General features: G+C 68.4%; 1 protein-coding gene. It reads left to right on the top strand.

What is annotated here, in order from left to right; genetic code table 11:
- Positions 1–811 (top strand): hypothetical protein (locus FK530_RS26035; protein WP_205124249.1); only part of this gene is annotated, 811 nt, incomplete at both ends.

Genomic DNA, 811 nt, shown 5'->3' on the forward strand with positions numbered 1-811 from the left:
CTGGACGTCAGCCCCTCCTCGACGGCCCGTGTGACCTTCCACAAGGCCACCTCCGACGACACCACCCTGGCCCTGGGTCTGGTCCTGTCCGACGATCCCGGCACCGTGGTCGAGGTGCCGCTGGCGGAGGGCGACGCCACCCAGGGGTGGACGACCGTCTCAGCCGAGCTCGGTGCCTTCGCCGGACACCAGATCTCGGCACTCGCACTGGTGGTGGACGGGACCGCCACGGACTACCAGGTGAATGTCGGCGAGCTCGCCATCCTGGGCGGCGCGCCCCAGACTCCCGCCACTCCGACCGGCTTCTCCCTTGACCGCCACCTGACGGACACCGGCGAGCTGGTTGTGTCCTGGGACATGGCCGACTACGACTCGGTGACGAACTACCTGCTCTTCCTCGACGACCAGTTCCTGGGAGGCCGATATGACGAGACCCTGTACGTGAAGAACCTGCCTGCCAGCACCGGCACTCTGCGCCTGGTCGCCGTGGGCCCCGATGGCAGCCGCAGTGAGGCAGCGACCCTCGACCTGGACGCATCGGGCCTCCCCACCGATGTCACAGTGGAACCCGGCAGCGACGGCACTGCCACGGTCTCCTGGACCACTCCCCCGGGCCATGCTGGGCCCACCTCCGTGGAACTGTCCTCCGACTCCGGGAGTTGGCGATACTCCGGGACCCCCTTCTCCGCCACCATGACGCCCCAGGAGGGCTCCGACTCCGTCGTCTTCGAAGGCGTGCCTGTGGACGGGTCGAGATTCCTGGCACAGGCGGTCTCCGACGGGACGGTCTCCAGCGCCATGGGAACCTTCT

Source organism: Tsukamurella conjunctivitidis (assembly GCF_007858475.1).
Classification (GTDB): domain Bacteria; phylum Actinomycetota; class Actinomycetes; order Mycobacteriales; family Mycobacteriaceae; genus Tsukamurella; species Tsukamurella conjunctivitidis.